The organism is Antiquaquibacter oligotrophicus (genome assembly GCF_020535405.1).
Classification (GTDB): Bacteria; Actinomycetota; Actinomycetes; order Actinomycetales; family Microbacteriaceae; genus Rhodoglobus; species Rhodoglobus oligotrophicus.
This window is the reverse complement of sequence record NZ_CP085036.1, coordinates 776,197-802,359: the sequence shown is the minus strand read 5'-3', so window position 1 is coordinate 802,359 and position 26,163 is coordinate 776,197. Positions and strand designations below refer to the sequence as shown.

The 26,163-nt window shown below is 66.4% G+C and carries 18 protein-coding genes; 7 read left to right on the top strand and 11 right to left on the bottom strand.

Going from position 1 to position 26,163, the window contains the following annotated elements:
- Positions 1–61: 61 nt before the first annotated feature.
- The 3 genes from LH407_RS03935 to hrpA all read right to left on the bottom strand — a co-directional run bounded on the left by LH407_RS03935 (position 62) and on the right by hrpA (position 5,910).
- Positions 62–895 (bottom strand): HpcH/HpaI aldolase/citrate lyase family protein, encoded by an 834-nt coding sequence (locus tag LH407_RS03935; protein WP_322132597.1) that lies wholly within the window; start codon positions 893–895, stop codon positions 62–64.
- Between the two features lie 25 nt (positions 896–920).
- Positions 921–2,045 (bottom strand): TolB family protein, encoded by a 1,125-nt coding sequence (locus LH407_RS03930; protein ID WP_322132598.1) that lies wholly within the window; start codon positions 2,043–2,045, stop codon positions 921–923.
- A 67-nt stretch (positions 2,046–2,112) separates the two neighbouring features.
- A complete protein-coding gene (gene hrpA / locus LH407_RS03925) occupies positions 2,113–5,910 on the bottom strand; it encodes an ATP-dependent RNA helicase HrpA (protein WP_322132599.1) in 3,798 nt (1,265 codons plus the stop codon).
- Between the two features lie 37 nt (positions 5,911–5,947).
- Here hrpA and LH407_RS03920 point away from each other — a divergent pair, with 37 nt between their 5' ends.
- On the top strand, positions 5,948–6,721 hold the full coding sequence (locus LH407_RS03920) for an alpha/beta fold hydrolase (protein WP_322132600.1): 774 nt from the start codon (positions 5,948–5,950) through the stop codon (positions 6,719–6,721).
- Here LH407_RS03920 and LH407_RS03915 read toward each other — a convergent pair.
- Positions 6,675–7,568, bottom strand: a complete 894-nt coding sequence (locus tag LH407_RS03915; protein ID WP_322132601.1) for a DMT family transporter — start codon at positions 7,566–7,568, stop codon at positions 6,675–6,677. The two genes, LH407_RS03920 and LH407_RS03915, sit on opposite strands and share 47 nt — an antisense overlap.
- A gap of 39 nt (positions 7,569–7,607) precedes the next feature.
- On the opposite strand from LH407_RS03915, the gene LH407_RS03910 reads away from it, so the two are divergent.
- From LH407_RS03910 to LH407_RS03890, 5 genes are all read left to right on the top strand, one after another.
- Positions 7,608–8,090: a MarR family winged helix-turn-helix transcriptional regulator gene (locus tag LH407_RS03910; protein WP_322132602.1), complete on the top strand. Its 483-nt coding sequence runs from the start codon at positions 7,608–7,610 to the stop codon at positions 8,088–8,090.
- Between the two features lie 225 nt (positions 8,091–8,315).
- Positions 8,316–9,821: an MmgE/PrpD family protein gene (locus tag LH407_RS03905; protein ID WP_322132603.1), complete on the top strand. Its 1,506-nt coding sequence runs from the start codon at positions 8,316–8,318 to the stop codon at positions 9,819–9,821.
- Positions 9,821–10,714, top strand: coding sequence for a methylisocitrate lyase (prpB, locus tag LH407_RS03900; protein WP_322132604.1), 894 nt, complete (start codon positions 9,821–9,823; stop codon positions 10,712–10,714). The genes LH407_RS03905 and prpB overlap by 1 nt, the downstream gene beginning before the upstream one ends.
- Positions 10,715–10,716: 2 nt before the next feature.
- Positions 10,717–11,835: a bifunctional 2-methylcitrate synthase/citrate synthase gene (locus tag LH407_RS03895; RefSeq protein WP_407650635.1), complete on the top strand. Its 1,119-nt coding sequence runs from the start codon at positions 10,717–10,719 to the stop codon at positions 11,833–11,835.
- A 23-nt stretch (positions 11,836–11,858) separates the two neighbouring features.
- On the top strand, positions 11,859–12,680 hold the full coding sequence (locus tag LH407_RS03890; protein ID WP_322132606.1) for an aldo/keto reductase: 822 nt from the start codon (positions 11,859–11,861) through the stop codon (positions 12,678–12,680).
- A 3-nt stretch (positions 12,681–12,683) separates the two neighbouring features.
- Here LH407_RS03890 and LH407_RS03885 read toward each other — a convergent pair whose 3' ends face one another.
- Positions 12,684–13,433 (bottom strand): MBL fold metallo-hydrolase, encoded by a 750-nt coding sequence (locus LH407_RS03885; RefSeq protein WP_322132607.1) that lies wholly within the window; start codon positions 13,431–13,433, stop codon positions 12,684–12,686.
- A gap of 11 nt (positions 13,434–13,444) precedes the next feature.
- Here LH407_RS03885 and LH407_RS03880 point away from each other — a divergent pair, with 11 nt between their 5' ends.
- Positions 13,445–15,217, top strand: coding sequence for a thioredoxin domain-containing protein (locus tag LH407_RS03880; RefSeq protein WP_322132608.1), 1,773 nt, complete (start codon positions 13,445–13,447; stop codon positions 15,215–15,217).
- Here the strand turns inward: LH407_RS03880 and LH407_RS03875 are convergent.
- The 6 genes from LH407_RS03875 to LH407_RS03850 form a co-directional block, all read right to left on the bottom strand.
- Entirely contained in the window at positions 15,214–16,764 is a 1,551-nt protein-coding gene (locus tag LH407_RS03875) for a carbohydrate-binding protein (RefSeq protein ID WP_322132609.1), read from the bottom strand. The two genes, LH407_RS03880 and LH407_RS03875, sit on opposite strands and share 4 nt — an antisense overlap.
- Positions 16,761–19,028, bottom strand: a complete 2,268-nt coding sequence (locus LH407_RS03870) for a glycosyltransferase family 2 protein (protein ID WP_322132610.1) — start codon at positions 19,026–19,028, stop codon at positions 16,761–16,763. Before LH407_RS03870 ends, LH407_RS03875 begins: the two co-directional genes overlap by 4 nt.
- A gap of 127 nt (positions 19,029–19,155) precedes the next feature.
- Entirely contained in the window at positions 19,156–19,974 is an 819-nt protein-coding gene (locus tag LH407_RS03865; protein ID WP_322132611.1) for a sulfurtransferase, read from the bottom strand.
- 71 nt (positions 19,975–20,045) lie between these two features.
- Positions 20,046–20,633: a CoA-binding protein gene (locus LH407_RS03860; protein WP_322132612.1), complete on the bottom strand. Its 588-nt coding sequence runs from the start codon at positions 20,631–20,633 to the stop codon at positions 20,046–20,048.
- A 2-nt stretch (positions 20,634–20,635) separates the two neighbouring features.
- A complete protein-coding gene (locus LH407_RS03855; RefSeq protein ID WP_322132613.1) occupies positions 20,636–21,925 on the bottom strand; it encodes an O-acetylhomoserine aminocarboxypropyltransferase/cysteine synthase family protein in 1,290 nt (429 codons plus the stop codon).
- A gap of 76 nt (positions 21,926–22,001) precedes the next feature.
- A complete protein-coding gene (locus LH407_RS03850; protein WP_322132614.1) occupies positions 22,002–26,105 on the bottom strand; it encodes an Ig-like domain-containing protein in 4,104 nt (1,367 codons plus the stop codon).
- Between the last annotated feature and the right edge of the window lie 58 nt (positions 26,106–26,163).

Below are 26,163 nucleotides of genomic sequence, written 5' to 3'. Positions count from 1 at the left end.
TCGGCCTAGGAGGACTGTAGTGAATGTCGTTCGCCAGTGGCGAGCGGCGCGTCGCGCGCCGTTACGCGGGTTCGACGCCGAAGGCGCGCGCAAGGCGCTCGATCTTCTCGGCGCGACCCAGGCGCGGCAGGTCACTGCCGTCCCGAATGACGCGCCCGCGGGCCTCGAAGTCTGCCAAGAACTCGCGTGCCCACGCGACATCCGAGCGGGTTGGGCTGATCACTTCGTTGATGATGGGCAACTGGTCGATATCGAGACAGAGCTTGCCGGTCATCCCGAGCGCGACGGCGACGGATGACTGCTCCCTGAGCACCGGATGATTGGTGCCCACCGTCGGCCCGTCAATGGGACCCGGTAGCCCGCCGACGCGACTGGCCACTACGAGCCGCGACCGCGGGTAGGCCATCGCGAGGTCATCGGCGCTCGTACCGGTGTCGCGACGGTAGTCGCCGCTGCCGAAGGCGAGACGGTAAGCGCCACGGGCTTTGGCGATGTTGGCGGCCTCCTCGATACCGAGCGCCGATTCCACGAGGGGGATGACAGGGGTGGTGCCCCGAAGTCGATCAAAGGTCTCCGAGACGTGCTCGGCGGCCTCGGTCTTGGCGAGCATCACGCCGCGCAACCCGGGAAGCCCGGCCAGGGCATCCACGTCGTCCGACCAGAAATCGCTCGCGTGATCGTTGATCCGAACCCACGCGCTACCGCCGTTCGAGAGCCATTCCACGATCCCGGCGCGGGCCTCTGGCTTGCGTCGCGGGTCGACCGCGTCCTCGACGTCGAGGATGACCTGGTCGGCGCGTGAGGCCTCGGCCGCATCAAAATCTTCCGGCTTCGTCGCGGCGACGAGCAACCACGATCGTGCGATCTCCGCCGATACATCGCGTGAGGTAGCCACGGATTCAGGCTACCCCGATCGACCGCTACCGGGGCGAACGAGAACGGCGACGCCCGACGAGTGCGGAGAGGGCGACCGCGATTCCGCCGACCAGAAGCAGGCCAAGGGGAACGGCCAGCCCCGGGACGTCGAACCCCGTCTCCGCGAGTGCTGCGGGAGGCTGCGGAGACGAGGGCTCAGCCGACGGGAACCACTCGATCGCCGTCCATACCGGCGTTCGGCCTTCGCCTATCTCGGTGATCTCCCCGCTGGAGAGGTCGATCGTACTGATGACAACTCGGTCATCTTCGCCGTCGGGATCCTCACCCTCGATGTACGTCTGGAACACCAGTTTTGTGCCGTCGGGGGAGAACGCTGGAGCGCTGTCGTCGCGCGAGCCATCCGTCACCGCCGTGGCGGTCCAGGTCGGGAGAGCGCCGCTGGCGTCGGCGACGAAGAGCCGACCATCGGCCGCGAAGGTGAAGGCCGAGCCATCCGCGTTCCATCGTGGCCCGTCGACACTCGTGGTGGCCGGGAGCGAACTCGGGAGGTCGATCGGTGTCACCGAGAGCGTGTCGAGATCGAGGAGCTGCAGACGCTGCGGGAAGATCGCGGCCGGTGCATCCCGGTTCGACTGGAAGAGGAGCGCGCCGCCGTCGGGGTGGGGCGCGGGAGCCGCGTTCCAGATCGCCGGATCCGTCGAGTCGGTCAGCTGCCTTTCGTCGCCGGTGGTGAGGTTGTGTTCGATGAGGTTGTAGGGCTGCGACAGGAATGCTCCGCGGTGGAAGAACACGCTGCGCCCGTCACCGGACCAGGTGGCGCGCTGCTCCTCGAGCGGGCTCTCCGTGACTCGAACTTGCTCCCCGGTTGCCACGTCCAGTGTGTAGATCTGGGGCCGGTCGGCGTGCGGCTCGCGACGGCTGTTGAAGACGAGTTTGTCGCCATCCGGACTCCAGCCGGGTGCTCGGTCGAAGCCCGGGCTTGTGGTGAGCTGCCGCACCTCGGTGCCCGTGGAGTTCATGATGTAGAGCTCGTCGTTGCCCGTCCGATCAGAGACGAAGGCGATGGTGCCACCTGCCGCGGTATCGTCGGCGGCATGCGCGGGAAGGCCGGCGGCCGCCAGGAGCATGCCAGCCGCGATCGCGGTGGTGAGGATTCGGGTGGTGGCCATGGGGCCTTCCTAGGCTTATTGATAACAATTATCGTTAAGCTAGTGCGCCCTCTCCCTCTCGCGCAAACTACTGCGCCGCTAACGCCTTCGCTATCCGCTGGATGCTGACCGGACCGTCGGTGCCGAGGTGCTGCGCGAACAGACTGAGACGAAATTCCTCGAGCATCCATCGCACCGTGACGAGGCGCGGGGGAGCATCGGCGGAAAGCGGCAGCGACCCGCCCGCCTCGACGTAAAGGGCCGTCGCCCGCTGCACGTCGTGCATCCACGTGCGATCGCGGCCCACGTTCTCCGCGAGCTTTGAGATGCGGTGCACGATGCCCGCGAGATACACGGGGTAGCGGCGCAGACGCGTCAGGCCGGCGCGCGAGATGAAGTCGGGATGCACGAGCGCATCGAGCTGGGACCGCGCATCGCCGAGCGGCGCGATGAGGGCCAGGCTCGTCGCATCCCGGATCGCCTTGTCGGCATCGCGAGCCGCGGACAGGATGCGGGCGACGAGAGCAATCGCGTCGAACAGGCCATCGACAACTGCTGCGGACACGGTGTCCCTCGCGGCGACAAACGCCTGCTCAGTGTAGATCTCCGAAGGGTCAACGAGCGACTCGATGAGCGCGACGAGGGCATCGTCGAAGAGAGCTGCGGTGGTGCGATACGGCGACGTCGCGAGGATGAGCTTCTCGGGAGTCGACAGGTGGTCCTGCACATACGCCGTGGGGGACGGCACGGCGAGGAGAAGGAGGCGCACAACCCCCGCGCGATGCTCTCGCGTCTGGTCTTCGGGTGTCGCCATGAGCCGGACAGCTACACTCGACCCCTCATCCACGAGCGCCGGATAGGCGCGGATGCGGTTGCCGCCGTGCTCGCTGTCGCGAATGCGGTCGAGGTCGCCGAGGTCCCATGTCGTGATGCCGGCGCGCTCGACGCGCGGAGGCGGAGGGGTTGCCGCCGCCGTGGGTGCAGGGGTCGCGCGGTCCACAACCCTGGCGACGGAGGCGCGCGCGGCGGGAGCAAGAGCGGTCTGGAGGGTGGACAGCGAGCGGCCCCGCTCGACGACCTTGCCCCGGTCATCCGTCACCGCGAAGCTCGGAATCAGGTGCTCGGGCACACGCGACCAGTCGAAGTCGGCGGGGCTCGTCGGTACGTACGTCTGCGCAGTGATCTCCGACGCGAGGTATTCCGTGATCGACCCCGGGCGCGTCTCACCGGCGAGAGGCTCGAGCAGCCGGCGGGCCCAATCGCCGGCGGGCACCACGTTTTTGCGGATCGGTTTGGGGAGCGCCTTGATGAGAGCGGTCACCAGTTCCTCCCGCAGGCCGGGCACCTGCCAGTCGAATCCCTCGGAACGCAGGCCCGCAAGGAGCGGGAGCGGGACGGCGATCGTCACACCGTCATCGTCCGCGCCGGGCAAGAACCGGTAGCTCACCGCGAGGGTCTGGTCGCCCTGCTTCCACTCCGCCGGGAAACCCTCGCCGAGATCGTCATCGGAAGTCTTCTCGAGCAGGTCCTCCTCGCGCATGGTGAGAAGTTCGGGGTCTTCGGTGCGCGCAGACTTCCACCACTTCTCGAAGTCGCGCTGGGTAGCGACCTCGCGCGGGATGCGGCGATCGTAGAACGCGACGACAGCCTCGTCGTCCAGCAGGATGTCGCGGCGGCGGGTGCGCTCCTCGAGTTCCGCGAGGCGCGCGCGGAGTGCGTTGTTGGTACGGAGAAACGCCGTGATGCGTTTATCCGTACGGTGAATATCCCACTCATTCTGAACGAGTGCATGCCGGATGAACAGGTCCCTCGCGTAGGCCCGATCGATGCGAGCGAACTGCACACGCCGCTTCACGATGATCGGTACCCCGTAGAGCGTCACTCGCTCGTAGGCGACCGCGGCACCCTGCTTCTTCTCCCAGTGCGGCTCCGAGTAGGTGCGCTTGGCGAGGTCACCCGCGATGGGCTCGGCCCACGCGAGGTCGATGGCGGCGTTGACGCGCGCGAAGAGACGACTCGTTTCGACGAGTTCGGCGCTCATGACCGACGACGGTTGCTTTTTGGCGAGAGCCGACCCGGGGAAGATCGTGAAGCGTGTTCCGCGAGCGCCCGCGTAGTCCTTCTTCGCGAGATCGCGCACACCCAGATGGCTGAGCAGACCTGCCAGGAGGGAGCGGTGGATGCCCACGGCATCCGTCGACCGGTCGCCGACGGTCAGCCCCAGCTGCTTGGCGGAGCGTGCGAGTTGCCGGTAGAGGTCCTGCCACTCCCGCACGCGGAGGTAGTTGAGGTATTCGGCGCGGACCCGGCGCCGGAACTGGTTGCCGCTAATCTCGCGCTGCGTGTCCTCCAGATAGTTCCAGAGGTTCAGGAGGGTGACGAAGTCGCTCGTCGGGTCGACGAAGCGCGCGTGCTGCTGGTCCGCCTGTGCGCGCTTCTCGAGGGGTCGCTCGCGCGGGTCCTGGATCGTGAGTGCCGCGACGATAGCGATGACCTCACGCGTGACTCCGTGGCGGCCGGATTCGACGATCATGCGTCCGAGTCGCGGGTCCACGGGCAGCTGAGCGAGCTGGCGGCCGACCTTGGTGATCTGTATGCCGTCCAGAGCATGTAGCTCGCGGAGGAGATCGAGCCCGTCCTTGACTCCACGCGAATCGGGCTTCTGGATGAACGGGAAATCCTCGATGGCCCCGAGACCGAGTGAGACCATCTGCAGGATGACGGCGCTCAGGTTGGTGCGGAGGATCTCCGGGTCTGTGAACTCCGGCCGTCGCTCGAAGTCCTCCTGCGAGTACAAGCGGATGGCAATGCCCTCGCTCGTACGCCCGCTTCGTCCGGAGCGCTGGTTTGCGCTGGCCTGGCTGATCGCCTCGATGGGGAGTCGTTGAATTTTCGACCGGGCGCTATACCGGCTGATGCGCGCGGTACCCGTGTCGATGACGTAGCGGATGCCCGGCACGGTGAGGCTCGTCTCGGCGACGTTCGTCGCGAGCACGATGCGCCGACGGATGCCCGGGGTGCGGCGATCGAACACCTTGTGCTGGTCCGCGGCACTGAGTCGGCCGTAGAGGGGCAGCACCTCGGTGGCGGTGGACCCGCGCCGTGCGAGATGCCCGCGTACGGCATCCTCCGCGTCCCGGATCTCGGCTTCACCGGAGAGGAACACAAGAACGTCGCCGTCGCTCTCCCGTTCGAGTTCGTCGAGCGCGTCGGTGATGCCGTCGAGGTAGTTGCGATCCTCCGACGGTTCCCCTTCGTCGTCCTCGCTGACCTCGGCGACGAGGGGGCGGTAGCGGACCTCCACGGGGTAGGTGCGACCGGAGACTTCGATGATGGGTGCTGGTGTGCCATCCGTCGCCGCGAAGTGCCGGGCGAAACTCTCGGGGTCGATCGTCGCGCTCGTGATGATGACCTTGAGGTCGGGGCGGCGGGGAAGGAGCTGAGCCAGGTAGCCGAGCAGGAAGTCGATGGTGAGGCTTCGCTCGTGAGCCTCATCGATGATGATCGCGTTGTACTTCGTGAGGTCGCGGTCGCGGTGGATCTGGGCAAGCAGCACACCGTCGGTCATGAGCCGGATGCGTGTGTTCGGCCCAACCCGGTCGGTGAACCGCACCTGGTAGCCGACGAGTCCGCCCACCTCCTGCCCGAGTTCTTCGGCAACACGTTCGGCGATGGTTCGTGCCGCGATGCGCCGCGGCTGGGTGTGCCCGATCGTTTCGTAACCGAGTTCGAGGAGCATCTTCGGCAGCTGTGTCGTCTTGCCCGAACCGGTGGCACCAGCAACGATCACGACCTGGTGGTCGCGAATGGCGCGCATAATGTCGTCCCGCCGCTGGCTGACGGGCAGCTCGGGCGGGTACACGATCGTGGGTGCGGTCTCAGACATGAGCCCTCCAGCTTAAGGCCTCGCGATACCCTCGAACATGCAGTGGCCGTGGCGGAGACCTCCCCTCCTCAATGTTGTGGAGGACGTCGGCGATGGCCCGACGGTGGTGCTCATCCATGGCATCGCGTCGTCGTCGGTCACGTTCCAGAACGTTCTGCCGCTTCTGCGCGACTCGCATCGTTGCATCACGATCGACCTACTCGGCTTCGGCACCTCGCCCATGCCCGAGGATTGCGACTACACCCTCGCCGACCACGCGAACGCGATCAGACGCACCATCCGGAGTCTTCGGCTGGGGCATCCGTTCACTCTCGTGGGTCACTCGATGGGTGCACTCATCGCCGCCCGATACGGCGCTCGCTGGCCGCGTTCGGTAAACAAGCTCGTGCTCGTAAGCCCGCCCATCTACCTGGCGCCGGGGGAGCTCTCCGACGATCTCGAACGCGGGCGTATGGACTTCTACCTCAAGGCGTACCGCTTTTTCCGCGAGAACAAGGACTTCACGCTCCAGAACGCGGCCATCGTCGAGAGGTTCCTCGCCATCCCGAAAGCGATGGACATCAACGCGCGCACGTGGACTCCGTTTGTGAAGTCGCTCGAGAACTCGATCGAGTCCCAGACGACGGTGAGCGACCTTGCCGCTGTGCAGGCGCCCGTCGAGGTTGTGTACGGCAGCTTCGACCAGTTCGCCTCGGAGGGCTCGATGCGTATCGTCGCGCGGATGCGCGGTGTTGAGGTTCACCGGGTCGCCGCGAGCGACCACCTCATCGGGAAGCGGCTGGCTCGTGTTGTGGCGCAGGCCGTCGGCTAGGTCGCGCGGCGAACTGACCAACGAGGACTCCCGTCAGAACGAGGGCGATACCCACGATCTGTGCGGGCCCGAGGAGTTCGCCGACGAGGAGCGTGCCGAGCAGCACTCCCGTGACGGGGTTGAGGAGTCCAATCACGCCGACCACTCCCGCCGGTAGGTGGCGCAGCCCGGCGAACCACGCGACGAAGGCGACGGCCGTTCCGATGATGGTGATGTAGGCGAAACCCCACAGTGAGGTGGCGTCGAGGGTTGGCGGTGGCCCTTCGACGATGATCGCCACGGGCGCGAGCAGAAGGGAGCCCGCGATCAGCTGCCACGCGGTGGACGCGAGCAGGGGCACGTCTCCACCCCATCGCCGAGCGAGAAGGAAGCCCACCGACGAGCTCGTCATGGCGACGAGCGAGATCAGCACACCCCATCCGTTGATCGGTTCGCCACCCGGCCCGAGCATGACGGCCACGCCAACGAACCCGATTGCGGCCCCGATCGCCGAGACGAGTCGCGGGCGCTGAGCGAGGAGCGGCCACGCGAGCACGAGGATGACGCCCGCCGATGTCGCCATGACGGTGGAGGCGACGCTCGACGGCAGCAGCACGGCGGCGAGATACACGAGAACAAAAAAGGCGCCGATGTTGAGTGTGCCGAGGACGAGCGATTTCCACCACCAGCTCCCGCGGGGGAGTCGGCGCGCGAGAGCGAGCAGGATGAGACCTGCGGGCAGGGCACGCAGAAGGGCACCCCACAGCGGATGCTCGGCCGGCAGTAGCTCACGAGTCACGACGTAGGTCGATCCCCACGCAATGGGGGCGATGGCCGTCACGACCATCCACCGGAATTTACCTTCCATGGAAGTTATAATAACTTCCGCGGAAGGTAATATCTGCACATGGACCACGTCGACCGCATCCTCGAGGAATGGCAGCGCGAACGACCCGACCTCGACGTCTCACCCATCGGGATCATCGGGCGCCTGCATCGGCTCGCGGGGTCCCTCACCGACGAGTTGGTCTCCGTGTATCGGGAGCACGGCCTGGGCGAAGGCGAATTCGATGTGCTCGCCGCGTTACGGCGGGCCGGGCATCCGTTCGAACGGGCGCCGGGCGACCTCGCCGAACACACTATGGTGACGACCGGTGCGATGTCCAAGCGCATCGACAGACTCGAGGCTGCAGGGCTCGTCACGCGCAGGCCGTCGGCAACGGATGGCCGAGCTCGCGTTGTTGCGCTCACGGCCGAGGGTCGCGCGGTCATCGATCGTGCCTTCGAGGCGCACATCGCCAACGAACAGCGCCTCGTCGGGATGCTCGATCCCAGCGACCGCGAGGCACTGGAGCGCATCCTCCGCACCTGGTCCGAGCACCTGCCCTGACGCCCGCCCAGCCCGCCTGGCCGCTTGCCCGAGTCTGTCGAGCACTTTTCCGGAGGCTATGCGCATACATCACAGGGGTTACCGCTTTGGGGGCCCTGCGAGGCAAAAGCTCCGGAAAAGAGGATGATCACACGAGGGGGTGGGTGAGGTCGCGAAGCGCAGCCGATGTAGCCTCGAACCGGTAATCGGAGCAGTCGGATGCTCGGCCGAAGGGACACCACGCGCATGAAGCTTCACCCCGTACGCACCTACCGCAGTGACGAGCACCTCGCTCGCGAAGACCAGCTGGCCTGGAAGATCGCCGCGGTGGCCAGCGAACAGCTCGAACCCACGACCGAGGTGACCGACATGGTCATCAACCGGATCATCGACAACGCGGCCGTTGCCGCCGCATCCCTCACGCGTGCACCCGTTGTGTCCGCGCGAGCCCAGGCGGCCGCCCACCCTGTGTCGCGCAACGGGTCAGGCTCCACCGTCTTTGGCAACGCCGAGCCAACGAGTCCCGAGTGGGCCGCCTGGGCCAACGGTGTTGCGGTGCGCGAACTCGACTTCCACGACACCTTCCTCGCCGCCGACTACTCGCACCCGGGCGACAACATCCCCGCCATCACCGCCGTCGCCCAACACCTCGGCCGCAGCGGTGCCGAACTGTTGCGCGGCATCGTCACCGGATACGAGATCCAGGTCGACCTCGTCAAGGCGATCAGCCTCCACAAGCACAAGATCGACCATGTCGCCCACCTCGGGCCGAGCGCCGCCGCCGGAATCGGAACCCTCCTGAACCTCCCGACCGAGGTCATCTTCCACGCCATCGGCCAGGCGCTGCACACCACCACCGCCACACGCCAGTCGCGCAAGGGCGAGATCTCCACGTGGAAGGCTCACGCCCCCGCGTTCGCCGGCAAGATGGCCGTCGAGGCGGTCGACCGAGCCATGCGGGGCCAGACGAGCCCGACCCCCATCTACGAGGGCGAGGACGGTGTTATCGCGTGGCTGCTCGACGGACCGGATGGCCGCTACGAGGTGCCCCTGCCGGAGGCCGGCGAGGCGCGAGTGGCAATACTCGACACGTACACAAAAGAGCACTCGGCGGAGTACCAGGCGCAGGCGTGGATCGACCTCGCGCGCAGACTCGGCAACGAGCATCCGGCGCTGCGTGATCCCGCGAACATCGTGCGTGCGGTCCTGCACACCAGTCACCACACCCACTACGTGATCGGGTCGGGCGCCAACGACCCGCAGAAGTACGACCCGACCGCGAGCCGCGAGACCCTCGATCACAGCATCCCGTACATCTTCACGGTCGCCCTGCAAGACGGCGAGTGGCACCACGAGCGCTCCTACGCCCCCGAGCGGGCAGGGCGCGCGGACACCGTCGAACTGTGGAACAAGGTCACCACGGTCGAGGACGCGGAATGGACTCGTCGGTACCACTCGCTCGACATCACCGAGAAGGCGTTCGGCGGCCGCGTCGAGATCGAGCTGACCGACGGCTCGCGTGTCGTCGAGGAGATCGCCGTGGCGGATGCCCACCCGCTGGGAGCGCGTCCGTTCGCCCGCGCGCAGTACGTGCAGAAGTTCCGCGAACTCGCTGACGGGGTGCTCGCCTCCGCCGAGATTGAGCGGTTCCTCGACACCGCGCAGCGGCTCCCGGAGCTCTCGGCAGCCGAACTCGGCGGCCTCACCATCAACGGCGACTTCCCGGCCGTCACCGCGAAGGGAATCTTCTGATGCTGTACACCCAGAAAACCCCCGCCGAGAAGCGTGCAGCCCTGCGGTCGGCCCTTGCGACGGGGGAACTACTGCGTTTCCCTGGCGCATTCAACCCGCTGAGCGCGAGGCTCATCCAGGAGAAGAACTTCGAGGGTGTCTACATCTCGGGCGCCGTGATCGCGGCGGATCTCGGCTTGCCCGACATCGGCCTCACCACGCTCACCGAGGTCGCTGGCCGTGCCGCGCAAATCTCACGCATGACCGACCTGCCCACCCTCGTCGACGCCGACACGGGCTTCGGTGAGCCCATGAACGTCGCGCGAACGGTGCAGAGCCTCGAGGATGCCGGGGTCGCCGGTCTCCACATCGAGGACCAGGTCAACCCGAAACGCTGCGGTCACCTCGACGGTAAGTCGGTCGTCGACGACGACACCGCCATCAAGCGCATTCGCGCCGCCGCCGATGCCCGCCGCGACGCGAACCTGCTGATCATGGCGCGCACCGACATCCGCGCGATCGAGGGGCTCCCGGCATCCATCGACCGCGCGAAGGCTCTCGTTGATGCCGGAGCCGACGCGATCTTCCCTGAGGCCATGAAGGACCTCTCCGAGTTCGAGGCGATGACAAACGCCCTCGACGTTCCCGTGCTGGCCAACATGACCGAGTTCGGCAAGAGCGAGCTGTTCACCACGCAGCAGCTGAAGGATGTCGGCATCCGCATCGTCATCTACCCGGTCAGCCTTCTCCGGCTCGCCATGGGTGCCGCGGAGCGGGGACTCGACACCCTCCTCTCGGACGGCACCCTCCAGCAGACGGTTCCCGACATGCAAACGCGTGCGAGGCTGTACGAGTTGCTCGACTACGAGGCCTACAACACGTTCGACACGTCCATCTACAACTTCAAGGTGTGAACATGAACGACATCCGCAAGGGGCTCGTCGGCGTTGTTGCCGACACAACCGCGATCTCGAAGGTCAACCCGGAGACGAACTCGCTGCTGTATCGCGGCTACCCCGTGCAGGAGCTCGCGGCAAAGTGCTCGTTCGAGCAGGTGGCGTGGCTGCTGTGGAAGGGCGAGCTGCCGACGGAGGAGGAGCTCGCCGAGTTCCAGCGCCTTGAGCGTTCGCAGCGGTCGTTGCATCCGTCGGTGCGACGCGCGATCGACGACCTTCCGCTCACCGCCCACCCGATGGATGTCGTGCGTACGGCGGTGAGTGTGCTCGGCGCCCTCGACTCGACGCTCGGCGCCGACCCCACCTGGATCGACGCGGAACTCACCCAGCAGCGGGCGATCGCGCTGTTCTCCCAGTTGCCCGCCATCGTCGCCTACACGCAGCGGCGCCTGTGGGGCAAGGAACCGATCGATGCCCGGGAGGACCTCGGGTATTCCGCGAACTTCCTCAACATGACTTTCGGCGAGGTGCCGAGCGAGACCGTGGTGAAGGCCTTCGACGTGTCGATGATTCTGTACGCGGAGCACTCCTTCAATGCGTCCACCTTCACGGCGCGAGTGATCGCGTCCACCCTCAGTGACGTCTACTCCTCGGTGACGGGCGCGATCGGCGCACTCAAGGGGCCACTCCACGGTGGTGCAAACGAGGCAGTCATGCACACGTTCCAAGAGATCGGAACCGCGGATGCCGCTGCCGCATGGCTCGACGAGGCCCTCGCCGCGAAACGCAAGATCATGGGCTTCGGGCACCGTGTCTACAAAAACGGCGACTCGCGTGTGCCAACGATGAAGGCGTCCCTCGAACTGCTCGTCGCCGAGTACGACCGACCCGACGTCATCGAGCTCTACGACACGTTGGAGACGGCGATGGTGGAAGCGAAGGGCATCAAGCCGAACCTCGACTACCCGTCGGGACCCGCCTACAACCTCATGGGCTTCGATACGACGATCTTCACACCGCTCTTTGTCGCGGCGCGAGTAACCGGCTGGACCGCACACGTGATGGAGCAACTGGCATCCAATGCGCTCATCCGCCCGCTGAGCGCGTACACCGGAGTCGACCAGCGCGAAGTGCCGTGACCAGTCCGACTTAGGCTGGGGTCATGCAGATCACGCTCAACGACGGAAACAGCATCCCCCAGCTCGGCTTCGGCGTCTTCCAGGTCGACCCCGACCATGCGGAGCGGATTGTCACCGACGCGCTCGAGGTCGGCTATCGCCACATCGACACCGCTGCCATCTACGGCAACGAGGAGGGTGTCGGCCGCGCGATCGCGAAATCGGGCATCCCCCGCGATGAGCTGTTTATCACCACCAAACTGTGGAACAGCGAGCAGGGCACCCAGACCGTACGCGACGCCATGAATGTGAGCCTCGCCAAGCTCGGGCTCGACCACGTCGACCTGTACCTCATCCACTGGCCACGCCCGGATCTCGACCGCTACATCGAGACGTGGCACGTCTTCGAGGAGTTGCAGTCGAAGGGACTTGCCACCTCGATCGGTGTCTCCAACTTTCACGAGCAGCACCTGGACCGCCTCATCGCGGCGAGCACCGTGGTGCCTGCCGTCGACCAGGTGGAGCTGCACCCCGCGTTCTCTCAGGCGCCGCTGCGCGAGTACCTGCGCGGTAAGGGCATCGCCACGGAGGCGTGGGGACCGCTCGGCCAGGGCAAGTACGACCTGTTCGGGATGCCCGCTGTCGCCGACGCCGCGGCTGCCCACGGTGTCACTCCTGCTCAGGTCGTGATCCGCTGGCACCTGCAGCACGAGATCATCGTCTTCCCGAAGACGAACTCGCGAGAGCGTATGGCGGAAAACTTTGACGTGTTCGGGTTCGAGCTGAGCGCGGCGGAGATGGCGGCGATCGACGGCCTCGACCAGGGTCTGCGCGTCGGGTCGAACCCGGAGACGGCGACCTTCTAGTAGCTACAGCTCCACGCGCTGCCCGCGGGGGCAATCCACCAGCAGCCCCGTACCCTCAAACGCCGCGGCCAGTTGCTCCGGCCCCTCACTGAAGTGCTCCCAGTCCGACGTGTGGAGGCCGACAACGCGGGAGACGCCCAGCGTGCGGGCAGCGGTTGCGGCATCCTCTGACGTCAGTGTGAGCTGGGCGTCGATCTGCGGCACCCGCGCGGCACCGGCGAAGAGCACAGCGATGTCGATCCGGTCGAACGCACCCGCGATTTGCTCGACGAGGGGGAGCGACGCGTTGTCCCCGGATACGTATACGGTCGGCTCACCCGGCGCTTCGAGCACAAACCCGATCACGGGGCCGAGCCGCGCCTCCGACCCCGGCGGGCCGTGCAGCGCGGGCACGGCGGTGACGGTGACATCGCCGATCTCGTGGGTCTCCCAGTTGTCCAAGCCGATCACTCCACCACCGAAGAGATCGCCAGCGGCTTTCATCGTGCTGAGTGTTGGAACACCCGTCGCGAGCAGTTCAAGTCCCTCGTAGTCGAGGTTGTCCTCGTGCTCGTGGTGCGACAGCAGCACGAGGTCGACGGGACCGAGGTCGGAGCGCGGGATGCCCGGCCCTGCCGTCTTGACGAGCGGCGGCTCACCGGACTCGACGTAGTTGCCGGGCGGGTCGAACGTCGGGTCGGTCACGATGCGCAGGCCGGCATACTCGAGCACGGCCGTTGGCCCGCCGATCCAGGTGAGAGTCGTCGTCGACATACTCTGAGACTATGCCGAATCGCCTCAGAGAAGCTGCGAGTCCGTACCTGAGATCGCACGCCGACAATCCTGTGGACTGGTGGCCGTGGGGCCCGGAGCCTTTCGAGGAGGCGGCCCGGCGTGATGTGCCGGTCATGGTGTCGATCGGCTACTCGACGTGTCACTGGTGTCACGTCATGGCTCGCGAGAGTTTCAGTGACCCCGAGATCGCCGAATACCTCAACACGAACGCGGTATCCATCAAGGTGGATCGCGAGGAGAACGTCGAGGTGGATGCGAGCTACCTTGCGGCGGCCGGCGCCTTCACCCCCAACCTCGGCTGGCCGCTCACGGTGTTTGTGACGCCTCAGGGCCGTGCGTTTTTCGCGGGCACCTACTTTCCACCGCAGCCGGTGCAGGGCCATCCGTCGTTCCGGCAGGTGCTCGACGCGGTCTTCGCGGCGTGGCGGGACCGCCGCGAGGAAGTCGAACGGAATGGCCGCGCGATCGTCGAAGCGCTCTCCCAGCCACGCGAGGCGAGCACCGATCTCGTGACCGACTTCGCGACCGTGCAATCGCAGCTCGCCCAGGTCGAGGATCACGAGTTCGGCGGCTTCGGTACGGCGCCGAAGTTCCCGGTTGCTCCCGTGCTGCGGTTTCTGGTCGATCAGGGGGACGCTCTCGCCGAGCGCACCCTCGATGCGATGGCTTCGTCTGCCCTTCGCGACCCCGTCGATGGCGGATTCTTCCGTTACTCGACCCAGCGCGACTGGAGCGAGCCGCACTACGAGCGCATGCTCTACGACAACGCGCAGTTGCTCGCCTGCTATGCCCTCCTCGGCCGCACCGAGATCGCGGACGGTATCGCGTCCTTCCTCATCGGCACGTTGCAGCAGCCGAGCGGGGGCTTCGCGAGTGCACAGGACAGCGAGAGTGTCGTCGACGGGCGCCGCGTCGAAGGTTTCTATTACACGCTGGATGCCGCGAGCCGGTCGCGACTGGAGGCCCCACCCCTCGACGGCAAGATCCTCACGGGATGGAACGGCCTCGCCATCGGTGCCCTTTCACTCGCGGGCAGCCTCGTCGGCCGGTCAGAGTGGGTGGACTCCGCCCGTCGTGCCGCAGAAATTTTGCTCGAGCACCACGTGCGTGCCGATCAACTCGTCCACTCGTCCATCGACAACACAATCGCTCGTGCTCCCGCCACGCTGGATGACTACGGGCTGCTCGCGAGCGGACTCATCGAGCTTGCTCGCGCGACGGGGGAGGTGAGGTACGCGGTCGCCGCGCGGAGCCTCATCGATGCCCTCCGCACGGACGGCGAAGCGCTCCAGGTACCGGGCGGAGGGGATCCCGTGCTCGCGGCGCAGGGTGTAGTTGTCGCCCCGGACCCGAGCGACGGTGCACTTCCGTCGGGGCCGAGTGCCGTGGCATCCGCGTGCCTCGATCTCTACGAGCTCACGGGGGATCGTGTCTACCGGGATGCCGCGGCGATGGCCGTGACACCCGCAGTGCCCATCGCGGCCTCGAGCCCCATCTCCGCGGGCGCCGCACTCGCGGTGATGGCCCGACTCGCGCGACCGCTGCACCACGTGATCGTCGTGACGGACAGCGCGGATGCCGCGGCCGCCGCACGCCGCGACCCTGCCACGACGTCCGCCCTCAGCGCCGCAGCGGCCCTGGAGTTCACGAGCGCGGGATTCGAGCTCTTCGCGGGCCGCACAACAACACCCGGCGCCACGACAACCTACGACTGCGAGGATTTTGTGTGCCAGCTCCCGGTGGTCACGCCAGACGTCGCTTAGGGCGCCGCGAGTGCGTCGACCTGCTTCTGCGTGAGCGCCACCCAGGGGCTGCCGTCCGGATCGGAGGAGAGCGCCTCTGGGCTGTCGCCTTGCGTCCACCACTTCGCCCGGTACGGCACGCCGTCGAAGGTGACGACGTCGCCCTTCTCGTACGGCTCCGTGCCGATCCACTCGGGGAACATCCCCGCGCCGTCGACGGTCGTGTCGATCGGCTTCTCGCCGGGGAGCACCGGGCCGAGGAGGGTCCACGGTGTCTCCCACTCGTTGAGCACGGGGTTGTCGGGGAGGTCGCCGCTTGTCCACCACTTCGCCTCGTACACGTTGCGGTGCCAGACGACCTTGCTTCCCTGGAGGTAGGCCGACTCCTCGTCCCAGACCGGGTACGGGCTCGTCGCGGGATCATCGACGAGGCTTGCAGGGTCGACGGGCTCGGGGCTCGTTGTCTGGGAGGCCGAGTCGAGGAGAGTTCCCGCGAAACCGGTGGCGAGGGCATCCGCGAAGAAGTCCTCACCCTGGTCGATGCCACTGCACGAATCCGAGGCGACACCCGTGGTCACGTAGTTGACGCCGCACGTGCGGTCGCGGTTGAGCGACCACATCGACATCCGGCCGAGGCCCTTCTCGAGAGCGAAGTCGTTGAGTTCGGCGGCATCCGCGAGGTCGAAGATCTCGCCGCGTACATCGTTCTGCCCGATCATGGGTGTCGCACCCACCTTGGTCCACACGGTGGCGTCGGAGAGCGGGATGCCCGCGCGCTGGTAGAGCGTCGAGACCTGGCGGTGTGTTGCCTCTAGGGCACTCACTGGGGCCGCGCCCATCGACACATCGTCGTCCCGGCTCTCGCCGAAGTTCATGGTCATGGCGTTGATGCCCGCGAGATCGACTCCGTGATCGAGCAGAGTCGCTACGGCATCGGTTCCCTCCTGCGTAAGGCCGGAGGTCGATGCGGGAAGTGTCACCCAGACCGCGAGCGGTTTGTCGGCGGGGCGTTCGGCCTGAAGTTCCGCAATGACCGACGCGCGTCGTTCGGCGCCCGCGGTGTCGGCAAGCTCGTCACCTTCGAGATCCAGGTCGATTGTGGAGATGGAGTATCTGTCGATCACCGCCGTGTAGGCGTCCGCAAGTGACTTCTCATCGGTGCACGCAGAACCCAGCTCGTCGCCGAGAAGGCCGCCGAAGGAGACGGCGACGTCGCCACCGCGTTCCCGGAGGAGCGCGATTCGGCGGTCGAGGTCGAGTTCGGCGGCGGCGGAATCGAGGGTGTAGTAGCCACCCCACGACGGCTCACACGCGTCATCCGGGTCAGCGACGATAAACGACAGGACCGCGTGGCGAGCAGCCTCCGAGGCCGGTGTCTCGAACGCGAAGCGGGGTGTCGCCGTGACGTCGACGTACCCTGCAAACCAGGGTTCCCCGCTCGGGTCGGCCTGCGCGGATGCCCATGCCTGGTAGCCAACAACGCCTCCGGCCGCGAGCCCCACCGCGGCGACCGCTGCGATCACGACACGTGCGGGGGAGAGCCGCATGCCCGGGTAGCGAGCACTCATCGGGACACCCCGAGCGGCTCGCGTGTCGGTGCGATGTCCACGGGCACGATCGGCGAGGACGTCGCGCCGTCAGCGCCATAGTGCAGCACGGCTCGCCAATCGAGGTCGCCCGTCGAGACAGCGCCAGCTCGGCGATCGGGCACATAGAGCATGCGGATCGCGCCGAACCAGAGGTCGACGATCGAGTGACCGATGCCGATGTAGGAGACGATCGCAGCGAGGGCGAGCACGGCGTTGATGCCGGCGAAGGCTGCGTTACCCCAGTTTCCGACCGCGTAGTCGCGCACGAACGTGAGCACAGAGAACGCCACGATGAGCAGCGGCACGATGACGTAGAGGAACGGCGCCGCGGTACGGTTCTTGACCTTCGGGGTGCGTGCGAAGGGGATCTTCTGGTTCGTGATCGCCTGTTGGATCGACTTGAGCACGCCCGCGAGGTTGACCGGGAGCAGGATCAGGTTGAAGCCGTAGATCCAGAAAATGTCCCGGGCACGGTAGCCGGTGTACCGAAGGTCGCTGGCCATCGCGAGGAAGTACGGCAGCGCCGCGAGCAGGATGATCGGGCTCAGGAGTCTGCTGTCGTAGGGGTACGCGAGCAAAAAGAGCAGGCCGAAGCTCGCCCACGCAATCGATGCCATGTAGTTGGTGCGTAGAGCGAGTTCGGTGACGCGCACACGCTCGCCGCGGGCGCGCTGAGCTCGCACGTAGCTCCACAGCTTCGGGAGGATGAGCAGACCGCCGTTGGCCCAGCGACGACGCTGAACGATGAGCGAGCCGAAGTCGGGTGGGGTTGCGCTGTAGCTGAGGCGTTCCGGGTAGTTCACGAGGGTCCATCCGTGTGCCGCGAGATCGACACTCGACTCGGTGTCCTCGATGACCGTGCGGTCCTGGACGAAGCGCGAAACCGGGAAGCCGTTGTGGTACTCGACCTCGACGATGTCGGCGAGCGCCCGTTTGCGGATGACCGCGTTCGCACCAACCCAGAAGGTTGCACCGAAGTAGGTGAACCCCTGGTGGAGGATGTGCTGCAGATCGGTCGTGGCGCCCGCCAGTCGCTCGATACGCGTCGGTGCCCCACGGAAGGCCGAGTACGGTGTCTGCGTCACCGCGACACGTGCGTTCTCGGGTTGCTCCAGCAAGTAGACGAGCCGCAGGCAGTAGTCGCGGAGGAGCAGCGAGTCGGCGTCGAGGGTCAGGAGGTAGTCGGCATCCGGGATGTGGACATCGCCGGTCTCGTCCGGCACGAGGATCGAGCCGAGCGGTGTCTCCTCGACCCGGTAGTCGGCACCCATGAGGCCGATGTAGGAGTTGAGGTTCATCGCCTTGTTCGCTTCGTGGCTGAGCGACGCGTAGCGCTTGCGTTCGAACGTGTCGAGTTCGGCAGAGAACGTCCAGGCGAGACGACGGTAGAGCTCAAGCAGTCGCACGTCGGGGAGGCGCTCGCCCGACCGGTCGGCGGCATCGAGTGCGGATGCCGTGAGCTCGAGCTCCTCGGCGAGAGCGCCGAGCACCTGCGCCGTGAAGAACTCGTCGACGTGGTCGTTGCCCTCGTGGCTCGCTGCCTTCGCGCGGAGCCACTGCGCCGCCCACGAGTAGTGCTCGACGAGTTCCTGCACGGCGCGAGGGCTCAGCTCATCGCGGTGCGATTCGATCTCAGCGTCGATGAGGGCCTCGTTGAAGCGTGCAGCAGGGACGGCCAGTTCGGCCTGGATGCCCGCCGCGAGGCCACGAGTCTGCTCCAGTCGCGCAGCGATCGCCGGGTCGGTCGGGTACGTGGGGTCGTCGACGAGCAGCACCACGCGCAGGGCCGGGTACTCCTGCAGCGCCGCGGACCACAGCGTTTTGCTCACCACGTCGGGCTCTTCGGCGTACGACGGCACGAGCACGGTCATGGGGCGCTGGTTGTGGGTGAAGTGCCGGTCCAGTTGCGCGCGCGGCGCACGGGAGTGTGTGCCGAATCGCAGCAACGCGCCCTGGCGAGCAATGAGATACATCAAGGCCGAGAACGTCAGGAAGCTCACGACAACTAGGTAGGAGATGGTCTCCATCGTGAACTGGAAGCTCACGGGTCCGTCGTCGAAGAACTGTCGGACGACGGTTGTCAGCACGTAGGCGATCCACGCGACGACGGTGAACGCGATGGCAACACCGCCGAGCGTGACTTTGAGGGTGGACGGGGTGGGGTGAACGGTGGACAGGGGGCGGGTTCGGGTCTCCGCGCCCCACTGCCGACGGCGCGCTGGCGCGCCCGGCGATGAGAGCATCTTCGGGTCCTCGGGTAAGCGCGATATTGGCAGGCTCGGGTAGCCGCCATCGGATATATCGCGCTACGAGTCTACGAATCGGCGCAGGAACACTCTTCCCCCAGTGCGGGGGGACAGAACGATCTGTCTAGGCGGCCCACTCGTTGAGCGATTCGTCGTAGACAACGACGTTCCTATGCCCCACAACGGTGAGGGCGAGGGCGTCCGCGGTCGCCGCAATACCGCCCTTGCAGTAGACGACCACCCGACCGGCGGCCAGTGCCGGCGCAAGGAGACCACGAAGCTCACTGTCGCCCAGGAGCTCATTCGTCGACCGATCAACGAGGCGGCCCGCCGGCACGCTCACGCTGCCCTCGATGTGATTCTCCGCGAACTCCTTGGCGGGCGTGCCGCAGACGAGAGCTCCCTCGGCGCGACCGGCGACGATGTCCTCCACCCCCGCGCGGTCGATCCACAGTTCGGGGCGCTCGGACGCGACAAACTCGGTCGCCTCGGCCGACACGTGCCCGATCTCGGTCGGCCGCCCCTGTGCAGTCCAGCGCGTGAACCCGCCGTCGAGCACCGCCACCCGGTCGTACCCGAATGCACGGAACAGCCACCACACGCGTGAGGCCCACTGGCCGACGAGGGAGTCGTACACAACAACGGATGTCTCGTTGTTGATGCCGAGCGCACCCACCGCACGCTCGAAGCGCTCGCGATCGGGCCGCGTGAACGGGTACGGGCCCTCCGGGTCGGAAAGCTCCTCGATGACGTCGGCGAACAGCGCGCCCGGCACGTGGCCGTTCATGATGTAACTCTCATGACCGCTCAAATAGCCAGCGGCGCCATTCGGTTGTGTGTACCCGACCACACTCGCGTCGAGCACAACGAGGTCGTCGGCTCCGAGGTGATCCGCAAGCCATTGGGTCGAGACGAGAGGCGACTCGATGAGGGGACCTGACATGCACCCCACGCTAGGCGGAGGCGGGCATCCGTTCGACCCTCGTCGTCACGCTACGTAACCGGGAGTCGCGACTAGCGGACGGTCTTCCTCGCCGTGATGACACCCGTGTCAAACCCGAGGAGGTGGAGGCCACCGTGGAAGCGGGCGTGCTCGACCTTGATGCAGCGGTCCATGACAACGGTGAGGCCCTTGCTCTCGCCGTACTCCGCCGCTTCTTGGTTCCAAATTCCGAGCTGCACCCACACGGTTTTGGCGCCGATCGCGAGCGCGTCGTCCATGACGGAGGGGATGTCGCTCGCCTTGCGGAACACGTCGACGATGTCGGGTACGACGGGCAGCGACGCGAGGTCCGGATAGGCCTTGTGGCCGAGGATCTCGTCCGCGTTGGGGTTCACGAAGTACACGTCGTAGTCGCTCGATTGCAGCAGGTAGGTGCCGACGAAGTAGCTCGAGCGCGCCGGGTTGGGTGAGGCACCGACGATCGCGATGGACTTGGCGGCGCGAAGGATGCCGAGGCGCTCCTTGGCCGTCGGTCCAACCCACGTTCGCTGAGACTTCAGGAGCTTCGCCAACGGCGAGCTCGCCGGGATGTCACACGTGAGCCCGTTGGCCAGCTGCGTCGTGACCGTCTCGGTCGCAGCATCCGTCGCAATGGTCATGATCAGCCCTTCGTTGCAGCGCTCAGCGCCTGGTCAAGGTCATCAACGATGTCTTCGGGGTCTTCTATTCCCACGCTGATGCGCACGACACCCGGCAGGACTCCCGCGTCGATCAGCTGTTGCTCGGTGAGCTGGGCGTGCGTCGTAGACGCGGGGTGGATGACGAGGGTCTTCGCGTCGCCGATGTTGGCGAGGTGGCTTGCGAGGTTGACGTTCTCGATGAACGTCTGGCCGGCCGCACGGCCGCCCTTGACTCCGAACGAGAACACCGAGCCCGGGCCCTTGGGCAGGTACTTCGCGGCGCGATCAAAGTGGGGGTGGTCGGGGAGGCCCGCCCAGTTGACGAAGTCGACACGTGGGTCGGCCTTCAGCCACTCGGCGACGATGCGGGCGTTGTCAACGTGTGCCTGCATGCGGAACGGCAGCGTTTCCACACCCTGGGCGAGAAGCCAGGCGGAGTGCGGGGCGAGCACGGGGCCGATGTCACGCAGCTGCTCGGCGCGCAGTCGCGTGAGGAACGCGTACTCGCCGAAATTGCCGTGCCAGTTGAGGCCACCGTAGGACGGCACCGGCTGGTCAAACAGCGGGAAGCGCTCATTTGCCCAGTGGAAACGGCCGGACTCGACGACCACACCACCGAGGGTCGTTCCCGCCCCGCCGAGGAACTTGGTGGCGGAGTGCACGACGACGTCTGCGCCCCACTCGATAGGCCGATTGAGGTAGGGGGTCGCCACCGTGGAGTCAATGATGAGAGGCAGGTCGTGGGCATGTGCCACCTCGGCCAGTCCCTCGATGTCCGCGATCTCACCGGACGGGTTCGCGATGGTCTCCGCGAAGATGAACTTCGTTTTGTCGGTGATCGCCGCAGCGTAGTCCGCCGGGTCGGCCGAGCGCACGAACGTGGTCTCGACGCCGAACCGGCGAAGGGTGATGTCGAGCTGCGTGATCGTGCCGCCGTAGAGGTTGGCGGACGAGACGACGTGATCACCCGCCCCCGCGAGCGAGGCGAAGGTGATGAACTGAGCGCCCAGTCCACTCGCGGTTGCGACAGCGCCGAGTCCGCCCTCGAGGGATGCGACGCGCTCCTCGAAACTCGCGACCGTGGGGTTGGCCACACGCGAGTAGATGTTGCCGTACTTCTGCAGTGCGAAGCGCGCCGCGGCATCCGCGGTGTCGTCGAAGACGAATGCGCTCGACTGGTAGATCGGGAGAGCTCGCGCGCCCGTCACGTCATCCGGAATATTGCCTGCGTGGATTGCTCTGGTGCGGAATCCGTACTCGCGATCTGCCATCCGATCAGGTTACCGGGAGGAGCAGTACACACGGCGTCGCCCGGCGTAACACGGCGTTACTCGTGGCGACTCTCGGTCAGAGTTCGATCGCTTCGGCGTCCGCTCGCTCCGTCGTGGAGGCATCGTCACCATCGTCGTCTTTGTCGGTGAGCCTGAAGTAGAAGTAGATGGCGAGAGCCACAACGGCGAAGCTGCCGAGAACGATGAGCCAGTTCGTCACGGGGCCGCTCAGTTCACCCCACGACGACGGGATGACGATGAGCACGAACGCGGCAGCAGCCACGATGTAGCTCACCAGCCACAGCGGCTTCGAGAACTCGAACACGTTCGACCCGTTGAGCAATCGGAACGGCAGCATGCCGACGAAGAGAGCCGTGAGCCCCTCCGCGGTGACGGCGACCAGGGTATCGACGGTGAGCGCGCTCGCGAAGGTGTCGGGCGGGCCGCCGGCGGTGAGGATGCTGTATCCGATCCACGCCACCACCGCGAGCCCGAACACCACACTTGCGTGAATGAGTGCGGCCTTCGCGCGCTGGGCGGCTGAGGTCATACCGATGACCGAGAGGCCGAGAACGAGTCCGATGAGGAAGCCCGGTGCGAAATCGAGAAGCCTCGACAGCACGACACCGACGATGGCCAGGACGATCCCCAGCGGCTTCAGTTCCACCGCCGTGGCGAGGCCGAGAGTGCGCCGAATGATTGCACCGCTGAGGGCGCTCGCGATGTAGCCCACCACGAGGAGGGCGAGACCGACAGCGAGCACGGTGCGCAGCGAGGTGAGGTCGAACCCGAAACGAGGATCGACGAATCCAAAGATGAAGGCAGTGACGAAGGTGATGAGGATGCCCCCGAGCACGGGTGTCACTTTCAGCCAGTTGCGGAACTGATCCCACCAGGCCACCCGCCGCGTGGGTATTCCGCGCGTGATTCGTCCGTAGTTCTCCGAGATGGTGCTGTTGAGCAGTTCGGCTGGCAGTGCCACGAGCAGAAGCAGGGCAAGGCCGGCGAGCGCGGCACCTCCGAGCAGGATCGGGTTGTCGAACACGGTCGCGACCGTCTTGAGGGAGCCCGTGAGAGCGCTAGGCGCCGCGGGGTCGTTGCGGTCGGCGACGGCGGCGGCATCCGATTCCGTGTCGCTCGTGAGGGCGTTCGGGTCGACCTGCCCCTGCGCTCGGGGTGGGTCGGTAATCGTGACCCCCTTGGCGAGCTGCATCGGCTCACCACCGGCGGGAGTCACGATGAGCACGATCTCGTGTTCGCCCGGCTCCACGTCCAGCGGAACGGTGACCGTGAGCGAGAACCTCCCGTCATCCGCCGCCGTCGTCGAACCGAGGTGGACGGGGGTCGAATGCAGTTCCGCGTCGATCTGCGCCAGGGGCGGAGCGCCATTACCCGTGAGGGTCGTCGTCTCGCCCGGGGCGAAACGAGTCGAACTGAGAGTGAAGCTGAACATCGAGGCCGCGGCGGGCGGCGGAGTCGTCACGGTCGGCGTCGGTGTGGGGGTCGGTGTTGGTGTTGGTGTTGAGGACGGGACAGGACTTGGCACGGGCGGAGCCGGAGGGTCGGGAGTGGGGTCGACGGGCGGGGTCGGCACCACCGCCGTCACGGTCACGGACTCGCTGTAGGCGGAGTATCCGGCGATCGATGCATCGACAGTCCATTCGCTGAACTCGAACTCGAATCCGGTCGCTTGCTGAACCGCGCGATACGTCGCGGTCCCCGCGGGAAGGGTCGTGGTGCACGACCATTCACCCGCATCCGTGACGGTACCGACGCAGATCGGAGCACCGTCGGCGCGCTGTACGGCAACGGTGTAGCCGCCGACAGCTCCCGTTCCCGAGAACGTCGCAGTTGTTCCCGAGGTCGTACTGGCCCCGAGAGTTGGCGCCGGTGGGATGGCGATGTAATCGTCAGTCGACGAGAAGCTCTCGCCGCCGGCGTATTGGGTGACGTAGGCGTTGTAGATGCCGGGTTTCAGATCGGAGTACGGTCCGCACTGTGCTTCAGCGGCGGCAAACGCCGGGGCCGACGCGAGGAGGGCGCCTTCGCCTTCGCCGCCGCCGCCTTCGCCACCCGTGCCGCAGTCGTCGAGTAGAACAAACCCGGGTCCGCCTTCGCCTTCACCTTCGCCGCCCCCTCCTGGCGTGACCTCGTACCAGCCGACCTGCAGGTCGCCGGTAGGAACACCCTCGGCATCGAAGGCGACGGATGCCGGGCCGAGCGTATAGGTAACCGAGGGCTTCGGCAGCTCCCCAACGTAGGTGACGCTGACAGGTGCGCTCGAGGAGCTCTCGGTGCCGGGCACACCCTCGAGGGAGGCCACCGCCGAGATCGAGTACGTGTCGGGAATGAGGTCGAGGTAGCAGCCCCAGTTGGTGGGACCCTCACTCGCGGGTTCGACGACCTCAGAGCACGTTGTGCTGCCCAACGCTCCGACTGCAGTGACGTCGATTCGCACGGCGCCGCCCCCGCTTGCCTCGACCTCGCCGAAGACGCCGAGCTGGTTCCAGTACACGACCCCGGACGAGGGCGAGACGATCGTAGGAGCCGATGGGCCGGGCGGGTTGGCAACTGTCACGGTCGCCTGGGGCGAGCTCGGAAGTGTTGAGACATTGAGGGCACGGTCACGCTGTGTGGTCGTCACGTCGTAGACACCGGGGGCAATTGGAGTCGATGGTGTGCACGACCACGCCGTGTCGTCGCCGACGATCGCGGGATCCTGACAGGTGACGGGTGCGTCGTCGAGGTAGAGAGTGACTTCGGCACCGGGCTCGCCCGTGCCCGTAAACGTCGGGTAGGGAGCCTCGAGAGTTCCGCTCGTTGTCACGACGGGCGGAAGGGCCTCGGTGTCGACGACCACGGTGTGCTCGATGGATGTCACAGACTCGCCGCCCTCGCCCGGCAGCGAGAGCCGCGCGACGTAAGGGTACGGGCCGTCGCTCAGGTCGCTTGCCGGAGTGCATTCCCATGTCCCCTCGGACACGTCGGACACACAGAGGTTGTCCTCGAGCGACTCGATGGCGACTGTCGAACCCAGGGGGTCTGCCGTTCCGGAGAACGTCGGGGTGCTGTCGCTTGTGTAGACGAGCGTGCCGGGCCCCGGGGAGGTCACGACGGGCTGCGCCACAAGGGTGATGTAGATCGGGTCACCGATCAGACTCGAATCGCCGGCCTCATTGAGCACCGACCCGCGCAGTTCATTCACGCCGAGTTCGAGCGATGCGTACGAGGTGTTTGTTGTCGGGTCGCATGTGTACACGCCACCGTCGAGCGACACGGGCATTTCGCAGAGCGGCACGGCGGTGGCGCCACCGCCCCCGGTCTCCGTCCAGATCCAGACCAGGAACCGTGTGGTGTTCGCCGGGATCTCGCCCGTGATGGACGGCAGCGCGGTGGTCGTGTACCAGGGGTTGGCCTCTTGGTAGAGGCTCGGGGCATCCGGAATCGCGACCTCGAGAGCCTGCTCCGGCGAGCTGGCGACCGGCGCCCCGACGATGTCAGTGGCTGTCGCCGTGATCGGGTAGCTGATGCTCCAGGCAAGCGGCTCCTCGGAGTAACCGGTAAGGGGAACCGACGACTCGCACTGCCAATACCCGTCGGGAAGTGTGGCCTCGGCCGAACACAGCACCTCTGTGCCGTCTCGCACGACGGACACGGTGCCGAGTTGCGGGCCGTATCCCTCGAAGATCGGCGTGGCATCCGTTGTCACGGTGCCGGGCGCCGGTGACAGGATGCTCGCCGCCTGAGTCCCGCCGATCGTGTAGCTCACGGTGGGACTGAACGCGCTCGTATCACCCGTGTTGTTGTCCACGGTGGCGGCCCTGAAGTAGTGCGTGCCGGGGGTGAGGATCGTCTCGGCGGCGCACGACCATGGCGAGGCCGGGTCGGCTTCCGCGATGTAATCCTTCGAGGCGTAGCAATACTCCGACCAGCTGATGCCCTCGTTGTCGGAGCGATAGACGATCGTGGTTTCGCTGCCACCGTCGACGTGCTGCATCACGCCATCGAACGAGGGCCCGTCACTCACGGTCGTAACGGACGGGGTTCCATCCCCAACGATGGGCCACGACAGCGTCGGGGCGGTCGGCGTGTAGGCCGACGCGGCAATCGCTCCGCCGAAGACGGACGCGCCGATGAGCGCGAGCGCGGTGGCGCCTGCGGCAATGCGTGATCGAGCCATGTGTGCCCCGTTGCGGCGAGGTAGAGCTGAGGAGTAAAAAACGTTCGGGTCCGGTCAA

Bases quoted from the DNA above. Each gene is read 5' to 3' on its own strand.
- LH407_RS03930 (WP_322132598.1), bottom strand. From the start codon at position 2,045: ATGGCCACCACCCGAATCCTCACCACCGCGATCGCGGCTGGCATGCTC.
- hrpA (WP_322132599.1), bottom strand. From the start codon at position 5,910: ATGTCTGAGACCGCACCCACGATCGTGTACCCGCCCGAGCTGCCCGTC.
- LH407_RS03920 (WP_322132600.1), top strand. From the start codon at position 5,948: ATGCAGTGGCCGTGGCGGAGACCTCCCCTCCTCAATGTTGTGGAGGAC.
- LH407_RS03915 (WP_322132601.1), bottom strand. From the start codon at position 7,568: ATGGAAGGTAAATTCCGGTGGATGGTCGTGACGGCCATCGCCCCCATT.
- LH407_RS03910 (WP_322132602.1), top strand. From the start codon at position 7,608: ATGGACCACGTCGACCGCATCCTCGAGGAATGGCAGCGCGAACGACCC.
- LH407_RS03905 (WP_322132603.1), top strand. From the start codon at position 8,316: ATGAAGCTTCACCCCGTACGCACCTACCGCAGTGACGAGCACCTCGCT.
- prpB (WP_322132604.1), top strand. From the start codon at position 9,821: ATGCTGTACACCCAGAAAACCCCCGCCGAGAAGCGTGCAGCCCTGCGG.
- LH407_RS03895 (WP_407650635.1), top strand. From the start codon at position 10,717: ATGAACGACATCCGCAAGGGGCTCGTCGGCGTTGTTGCCGACACAACC.
- LH407_RS03890 (WP_322132606.1), top strand. From the start codon at position 11,859: ATGCAGATCACGCTCAACGACGGAAACAGCATCCCCCAGCTCGGCTTC.
- LH407_RS03885 (WP_322132607.1), bottom strand. From the start codon at position 13,433: ATGTCGACGACGACTCTCACCTGGATCGGCGGGCCAACGGCCGTGCTC.
- LH407_RS03880 (WP_322132608.1), top strand. From the start codon at position 13,445: ATGCCGAATCGCCTCAGAGAAGCTGCGAGTCCGTACCTGAGATCGCAC.
- LH407_RS03875 (WP_322132609.1), bottom strand. From the start codon at position 16,764: ATGAGTGCTCGCTACCCGGGCATGCGGCTCTCCCCCGCACGTGTCGTG.
- LH407_RS03870 (WP_322132610.1), bottom strand. From the start codon at position 19,028: ATGCTCTCATCGCCGGGCGCGCCAGCGCGCCGTCGGCAGTGGGGCGCG.
- LH407_RS03865 (WP_322132611.1), bottom strand. From the start codon at position 19,974: ATGTCAGGTCCCCTCATCGAGTCGCCTCTCGTCTCGACCCAATGGCTT.
- LH407_RS03860 (WP_322132612.1), bottom strand. From the start codon at position 20,633: ATGACCATTGCGACGGATGCTGCGACCGAGACGGTCACGACGCAGCTG.
- LH407_RS03855 (WP_322132613.1), bottom strand. From the start codon at position 21,925: ATGGCAGATCGCGAGTACGGATTCCGCACCAGAGCAATCCACGCAGGC.
- LH407_RS03850 (WP_322132614.1), bottom strand. From the start codon at position 26,105: ATGGCTCGATCACGCATTGCCGCAGGCGCCACCGCGCTCGCGCTCATC.